The sequence below is a fragment of the Pseudomonas sp. HMSC067G02 genome (assembly GCF_001813485.1).
Taxonomy (GTDB): Bacteria; Pseudomonadota; Gammaproteobacteria; order Pseudomonadales; family Pseudomonadaceae; genus Pseudomonas; species Pseudomonas aeruginosa.
In genome coordinates, this window is record NZ_KV812624.1 from 42,959 (window position 1) to 50,727 (window position 7,769).

The window sequence follows — 7,769 nt, forward strand, 5'->3', positions numbered from 1 at the left end:
CGGACGTGAATGCCGCGGATGGGGTGGGGCGTCCGCGTCGGCATTCTGGAAATTTTATGTTACAAATTTATTGAGGTCAGCGTTGATGCGGCCGGGAGGCCGAGTGCGCAAAGAGTTGCACAACTGTTCTCCTCTATCCTCTCGGCCAGCATTTCCATCGCGCGGGCGCAGGCGCGTCGCGCCCGGAACCGAATACGCCAGGAACGCACGGCTGCGTTTCCAAGAGGACAGTGAATGTTCGCCCCCGCCAACCAGACGCACTTCAGCCTTCGCATCGAAAACCTCCGGCACGACTTCCAGGTACTCGCCTTCCGCGGTCGCGAAGCCATCAGCCAGTCCTTTCGCTTCGACCTGGAGCTGGTCAGCGAGCGATCCGATCTGGACCTCGACGCGCTGCTGCACCAGCCGGCCTTCCTGATCCTTTCGCCGAGCGGGCAAGGGGTCCACGGACAGCTCACCAGCATCGCCCAGGGGGACTCCGGCAAGCGCCTGACCGGCTATCGCGCGACCCTGGAGCCGCGCCTGGCCTACCTGGGGCTGTGCAGCGACCAACGCATCTTCCAGCGCCTCAGCGTGCCGGAAATCATCGGTCGGGTGCTGGAGGGCCACGGCATTCTCGCCGACGCCTACCGCTTCCAGCTGGGCCCGACGCCGTACCCGGCCCGCGAATACTGCACGCAGTACGACGAAACCGACCTGGCGTTCCTCAGCAGGCTCTGCGAGGAGGAAGGCATCCATTACCACCATGAGTTTTCTGCCCGGGGCCATATGCTGGTCTTCGGCGACGACCAGACCTCCTTTCCGCGGCTGCAACGCCCCGTCGCCTACGTGCAGGACGCCGGGCTGGTCGCCGACCAGCCGGTGGTCAAGCGCTTCGGCGTGCGCTTCGACACCCGTGCCAGCCGGGTTACCCGGCGCGACTACGACTTCGAGCAACCCGCGTTGCAGATGCAGGCCGCCCATGGCCCGCAGCCCGGGGCGCAGCAACCGGACCTGGAGGACTACGACTATCCCGGCCGCTTCACCCACCGCGAGCGCGGCAAGCACCTGAGCCGGCGCGCGCTGGAACGGCATCGCGCCGACTACCTACAGGCCAGGGGCGAAAGCGACGAACCGGCGCTGCTCAGCGGACACTTCCTGACGCTGTCCGCGCATCCCCGCGGCGAATGGAACGATCTCTGGCTGCTTACCGAGGTTCTCCACGAAGGGCGGCAGCCGCAGGTACTGGAAGAGTCGATCGACAGCGACGTCGCGCAGGGCCGGGGCGATTTCCGCCAGGGCTATCGCAACCGTTTCGTCGCCACTCCCTGGAGCGCGCATTTCCGCCCCCCGCTGGAGCATCCCAAGCCACACGTGCTGGGCTGCCAGACAGCGGTCGTGACCGGCCCCGCTGGCGAGACCATTCACTGCGACCAATACGGCCGGGTCAAGGTGCAGTTCTTCTGGGATCGCCTCGGCCAGGCCGACGACAACACCAGTTGCTGGTTGCGCGTCGCCTCCAACTGGGCGGGCAAACGCTATGGCGGCGTCGCCATCCCGCGGGTGGGCATGGAAGTCCTGGTGGGTTTCCTGGAGGGCGATCCGGATCAGCCGCTGGTCACCGGCTGCCTCTACCACAGCGAAAACCGGGTGCCCTACGAACTGCCGCAGAACAAGACCCGCAGCGTTTTCAAGACCGACAGCTACCCCGGCGGCGGCGGTTTCAACGAACTGCGCATCGAGGACCGCAAGGGCCAGGAACAGATCTTCGTCCACGCCCAGCGCGACTGGGACGAGAACATCGAGCACGACCAGAAGATCCGCGTCGGCCATGAGCGCCACGACACGGTCGAGGGCGATAGCTACAGCGAGTTCAGGGCCGAGGAACAGCGCACGGTCCACGCCGACCGCAAGGTCGAACTGAAGGCGGCCGACCACCTCAGCGTCGCCGACGCGTTGCACCTGAGGATCGGCACCGGCCAGTTCGTCGAGGCGGGCGACGAGATCCATTTCAAGGCCGGCGACAAGGTAGTGATCGAGGCAGGCATGGAGCTGACCCTAAAGGGCGGTGGCAGCTTCGCCAGGCTCGACCCGGGCGGTGTCACCCTTGACGGCGCCCAGGTGATGATCAACAGCGGCGGCAGCCCCGGCATCGGTAGCGGCGTTCGCGCGCTGTCGCCGCTGCAACCGCTCGCGGCCGACTCCGCGGCGGCGGGAGGCGCCTTGTTGGGAGCCATCGCCCAGAAGATCGGCGAAGCGCCGCAGAAACTCCTGCGTTTCGAACTCAGTCCGTTGCCCGGCGTGGCATCGGCGGCCAGGCAACCGTATCGGCTCTACGCCAACGGTGCCCTCAAGGAGGAGGGCATCGCCGACGAAGGCGGCGCAATCAGCTTCGAACCGCTTCCGGGCGAACGCACCTATCGTATCGAGACGGCCAATGGCCACGCCTACGAAGTGGAGATGGTCGACCAGCCGGACGCACTGCAGGCCGACGATCGGCTCGCCCAGCAGGGGTTCCGCGACTACCGGGCGGAAATGCCCCAGCACAAGCCGCGTTCCGCCCCGGACGCCTACCGGCGCGACGCCTCGCGGCCCGGCGCCGCCGACAAGGATGACCCCACGCCATGAGCGACCTGTACAAACCGCAGACCCTCAAGCTGTACGCGCAACAGGCCGGCAGCGTCCGGCTGACCCTCGACTGGTTCGCCAACAAGGCTTTCTACCCGCCGCGCGCGGGTGTGCACATCAAGCCGCTGATCAATGGCCAGGCGGCCTTCGACGCGGTGCATGCGGCGATGGAAGCGGCCCGGCACAGCATCGACATCATCACCTGGGGCTTCGACCCGGCCATGCGTTTCAAACGCCCCGACGGACCGCGAATCGGCGAATTGCTGCAGACGAAGGGCCGCGAAGGGGTGCAGGCGCGGGTGCTGGTCTGGAGCAACCAGCTCGCCAGGCTCAAGGAAAACACCATCCCCGGGGCCGGCGTCGGCGGTTCCGGCGGCACCTGGGCGGGCTCGGGCGTCGCCAGCGGCAGCGCAGTGGACAACGAGGTGCTGCGGCTGGAGCAGCGGCGCCAGCATAACCTCAACCTCATCGCGCGGCAGCAGGAAGCCCTGGAACGCTCGGAACGGCTGCACCGCGAAGGCAGGCTGCCGAGCTTCGACCCGCGGGGCGCCGCCCACGCGCGGGCGCGCATCGCCGAGCTGGAGGCGGAGAACGCCGAGATCCAGCGCACTCTCGACAGCAGCGAGGCCCAGGGCTACGGCGGCAAGCGCGGTTCCGGCGGCACCCGCCAGGATCCCTGGGGGCAGATATTCACCCGCGACTGGTTCAAGGCGGTACGCGGCGGTGGGTTGCAGAACGTCGAGTTCCGTACCCGCGACTTCGAGCAGACGGCCAGACCGGTGATGAACGGCGAGCAAGTGCGCCTCGTCAACGGGCGACTGCAAAGCCTGATCCACCTGCTGCGCGCCGATGGCATCGACGACCTGGGCATCGGCCAGTTGCTGGTACTCACCCAGTTCGCCAGCCATCACCAGAAGATGGTCCTGGTCGACTATGGCAGCCCGCAGGCCATCGGCTTCGTCATGGGTCACAACATGCACCGTAACTACTGGGACACCAGCGCCCACCTGTTCGACGACCGCGCCGCCGGTCGCGATCCCGGGTTCGGGCCCTGGCAGGATATCTCCATGCAGGTCCAGGGCCCGGTGCTGGCCGACCTCAGCCGCAACTTCAGCGAGGCCTGGGACCTCGAGACGCCGTGGTACAAGCGCTGGTTCTCGACGCCATCGCTGACCGCCGAGCGCGACGCCTTGCCGCTGCCGAAGATCGCCACGCCCGCCAGCAACAGCGTCGCGCAGATTTGCCGGACCCAGCCGCAGGACGACGAGCGCTCGATCCTGGAGCACTATCTCAAGGCCCTGGGCAATGCCACCGACTACGTCTACATGGAAAACCAGTACTTCCGTTATGCCGGCTTCGCCGAGCGCCTGCGGAAGACTGCGCAGGTGCGCAAGGCCCGGGGCGTGCCCGGCGACCTGTACCTGTTCGTCGTGACCAACACCCCCGACTCCAGCGACGCCTCGAAGACCACCTACGACATGATGAAAGGCCTGGGCCAGGAGCAACTGATGCCGCAGGTACAGCGCGACCTGGCGCATGACTTGCGGGAAAAGCGGGAGCAGTTGAAGCAGGTCAGGGAAAACCTACATCCCGATCCCTATGTCCGGCGCGGCCAGGAAAACAACATCGAACGGCTGGAGCGCAAGATCGAAGCGCTCGAAGAGAAAGGCGTGACGCCGGAAGTCGAGCAACGCCTCGGCGATCTCGGCGCGCAGGAGATTCCCGGACTGGCGAAGAACACCGGCGAGGACGACAAGCCCTATCAACTCGCCGAAGTACCCGGCCTCAAGGTGGTCGTCGCCACCCTGGCCACCAGCGACCCCGCCCCCGGCAGCCCGCCGCCAGCGCGCCTGTCCGCCGAAGCCGAGGCCGCCCTCGGGGCACCACCGTTGAAGGCACGCTACAAGCACATCTACGTGCACTCCAAGCTGCTGCTGGTGGACGACCTCTATACCCTGCTCAGCTCGGCCAATATCAATGTCCGCAGCATGCATGGCGACAGCGAGTTGGGGATTGCCCAGCCCAATCCGGATTTGGCGAGGGCGATGCGGGAGGAGTTGTGGGGGGCGCATGTTGGGAGGTTGGCCGAAACGACCGAAAAAAACTTCGAATTGTGGAATCAGAAGATGGATGATAACTGGAAGGCCCAGGTGGCAGATGAGCCTTTTACTTCGCACTTGCTGCGCTTCTGGGATGTCACTACACCCTATAGTCAAAATCTTACGGTGGACTGAGCGATGCGAATCTCTATTGGTCTATTCATTTTCCTGTTGAGTTTCGGAGTTCCCGCTATGGCCGACAGTAAGCCGTTCATCTGCGTTAATGAGAAAGACCATTTGCCACCTCTCGATCCCCAGGCCGATGCCTGGTATCGGGAAGCAGTTGCGCTAGCTAAGCCTGACGCCTTGCGTCCTTGGGGACGTATTGTGGACTTATACAGTAAGGCAGTTGAGCGTGGGCATTGGAAGGCGATGCATAATTTGGCGAATCTTTATCGCACAGGGTGGCCCGGAGGGGTAGAAAAAGATACGCAGAAGGCATTGGATCTCTATCAAAAGATGATCGATCTGGAGGTGCCCCAAGGGTTCTATGATATGGGAGCAATGATCGGCAATCGTGCAGGGGTCATGAATCCTGCAACTGACGGGCTTAGTTTTCTTAATAAGGCTGCTAGCCTAGGAAATCCGCCGGCATTAACCGAGCTAGGTAAGCTCTATATATATGTGGCCAAAAAAAAGGATTTGGGGTTGGCGTATACTCACTGTGCTGCTAGCCAGGGCTATGCGCCGGCTAGTTATGAGTTGGGGGCGTATTACAAGATAGTAGAGCATAATTTTCCAAAAGCATTGGGTTATTATCAGGCGTCAGTCTCTCAGGGCGGAAAGAGTGCGGCTTTATTTATCTCCGGTGTTTTTGATAAAGCCAGTCCTGATGTCGATAGAATGTGGTACGCACCCGATGAGAAATTGCGCAAATTATATGATGGTATTTACGATAAACTTGCCGCTGATCCTGATTTTCGTTTTCCCAACTTGATAAAGGACCATCCTCTACCTTCTCACCCGACCCAGGGCTACGATGCAGATCGGCCCGACTGGAAACCGGGGCAGTGATGCGGCTGATGGCTATTGGACTTTGGGTCGTGCTCTGTCTTGCAGGCGTCCCCGTGATGGCCAACAGCAAACCATTTGTCTGCGCTAATGAAAAAGACCATCTGCCGCCGTTGGATCCGCAAGCCGATGCTTGGTACCGCGAAGCAGCAGCCTTGGCCAAGCCCGATACTCTGCGGCCCTGGGGCCGTATCGTCGAGCTTTACAGCAAGGCAGTGGAGCGCGGTCATTGGAAGGCCATGCATAATTTGGCGAATCTTTATCGTACAGGGTGGCCCGGAGGAGTAGAAAAAGATCCGCAGAAGGCATTGGATCTCTATCAAAAGATGATAGATCTGGATGTGCCTCAGGGGTTCTATGATATGGGGGCAATGATTGGTAATCGTGCCGGTGTTAAGAACCCTGCTACCGATGGTCTGACCTTCTTGGATAAAGCCGCTAGTTTGGGGAACCCGCCAGCACTGACCGAGTTGGGTAAACTCTATATTTATGTGGCCAAGGAAAAGGAATTGGGGCTGGCGTATACCAGTTGTGCTTCCAGTCAAGGTTATGCTCCGGCGAGCTATGAGCTTGGAAGCTACTATGAGTTGGTTGAGCATAATTATCCAAAGGCACTTAGATACTATCAAGTCTCCGTCTCTCAAGGCGGCAGGAGTGCCGCCTTTTTTCTCTCGCGCGTCTTCGGAAAGAGGACGCCTCCTTCAAGTGCAATGTGGTATACGCCGGATGAAAAGCTTGAGAAATTCTACTACTCCCTCTATCTGCAAATTGATGCCGACCCCGATCTTCGTTTTCCCAATTTGGTAAAAGATAACCCCTTGCCACCCCACCCCGTCCAGGGCTACGACGCAGCTCGACCCGACTGGAAGCCGGGTCAGTGATTCGGCTAATGGCTATTGGAATATGGGCTGTACTTTGTCTCGCAGCAGTTCCCGCTATGGCTGACAGCAAGCCTTTTGTCTGCGTTAACGAAAAGGACCATCTACCCCCTCTGGACCCGCAGGCCGATGCTTGGTATCGCGAAGCGGCGACCCTGGCCAAGCCCGATACCTTGCGTCCGTGGCCTCGTATCGTCGATCTATACAGTAAGGCAGTTGAGCGTGGTCACTGGAAGGCTATGCATAACTTGGCGAGCCTCTATCGTACCGGTTGGCCAGGCGGTGTGGAGAAGGATACTCAGAAAGCTCTAGATCTCTACCAGAAGATGATCGTTTTGAAGGTTCCTCAAGGTTTCTACGATATGGCGGCAATGATCGGGAGTCGCGCTGGCGTCAAGAATCCTGCGACTGATGGACTTACTTTTCTCGATAAGGCTGCAAGCTTGGGTAATCCACCAGCATTAACTGAGTTAGGAAGGCTATATATATATGTTGCTGGTCAGGATGAGTTGGGGCTGAAATATACGAACTGTGCTGCAGGCCAGGGCTATGCTCCTGCCAATTACGAACTGGCGATGTACTATCGTTTGGTGGCACATAACTACCCAAAGGCGGCAGGCTATTACCTTCTTGCTGCAAGCCAAGGAAATAATGATGCTGCCTTCTTCATGTCCGGAGTTTTTGATAAGACTAGTCCCGATGTTGACAGAATGTGGTACGCCCCCGATGAGAGGCTACACAAACTATATGATGGTATTTACGACCAACTTTCCGCTGATCCTGATTTGCGTTTTCCCAACTTGATAAAGGACCATCCTCTGCCTCCTCACCCGACCCAGGGCTACGACGCAGATCGGCCCGACTGGAAATCGGGGCAGTGATGCGGCTGATGGCTATTGGACTTTGGGTCGTGCTCTGTCTTGCAGGCGTCCCCGTGATGGCCAACAGCAAATCGTTTGTCTGCGTTAATGAAAAAGACCATCTGCCGCCGTTGGATTCGCAAACCGATGCTTGGTACCGCGAAGCAGCCGCCTTGGCCAAGCCCGATACTCTGCGGCCCTGGGGCCGTATCGTCGAGCTTTACAGCAAGGCAGTGGAGCGCGGTCATTGGAAGGCCATGCATAATTTGGCGAATCTTTATCGTACAGGGTGGCCCGGAGGAGTAGAAAAAGAT

Annotated in this window: 5 protein-coding genes and 1 pseudogene; all 6 read left to right on the forward strand. The window is 60.5% G+C overall.

Translation table 11 applies throughout. The features are described from left to right. Window positions 1–234: 234 nt before the first annotated feature. Window positions 235–2,607, forward strand: a complete 2,373-nt coding sequence (locus HMPREF2914_RS02640) for a type VI secretion system Vgr family protein (protein WP_022581076.1) — start codon at window positions 235–237, stop codon at window positions 2,605–2,607. Next, on the forward strand, window positions 2,604–4,841 hold the full coding sequence (gene pldB, locus HMPREF2914_RS02645; RefSeq protein ID WP_009314416.1) for a type VI secrection system-dependent phospholipase D effector PldB: 2,238 nt from the start codon (window positions 2,604–2,606) through the stop codon (window positions 4,839–4,841). The genes HMPREF2914_RS02640 and pldB overlap by 4 nt, the downstream gene beginning before the upstream one ends. Window positions 4,842–4,844: 3 nt before the next feature. After that, window positions 4,845–5,720, forward strand: coding sequence for a tetratricopeptide repeat protein (locus tag HMPREF2914_RS31125; protein WP_003141822.1), 876 nt, complete (start codon window positions 4,845–4,847; stop codon window positions 5,718–5,720). An 8-nt stretch (window positions 5,721–5,728) separates the two neighbouring features. Next, on the forward strand, window positions 5,729–6,598 hold the full coding sequence (locus HMPREF2914_RS02650; protein ID WP_083323299.1) for a tetratricopeptide repeat protein: 870 nt from the start codon (window positions 5,729–5,731) through the stop codon (window positions 6,596–6,598). Between the two features lie 8 nt (window positions 6,599–6,606). Further along, complete coding sequence (locus HMPREF2914_RS02655; protein WP_078452313.1) at window positions 6,607–7,476, forward strand: tetratricopeptide repeat protein; 870 nt, start codon at window positions 6,607–6,609, stop codon at window positions 7,474–7,476. 8 nt (window positions 7,477–7,484) lie between these two features. Further along, window positions 7,485–7,769, forward strand: a pseudogene (locus tag HMPREF2914_RS32265) (sel1 repeat family protein); the annotation flags it as partial.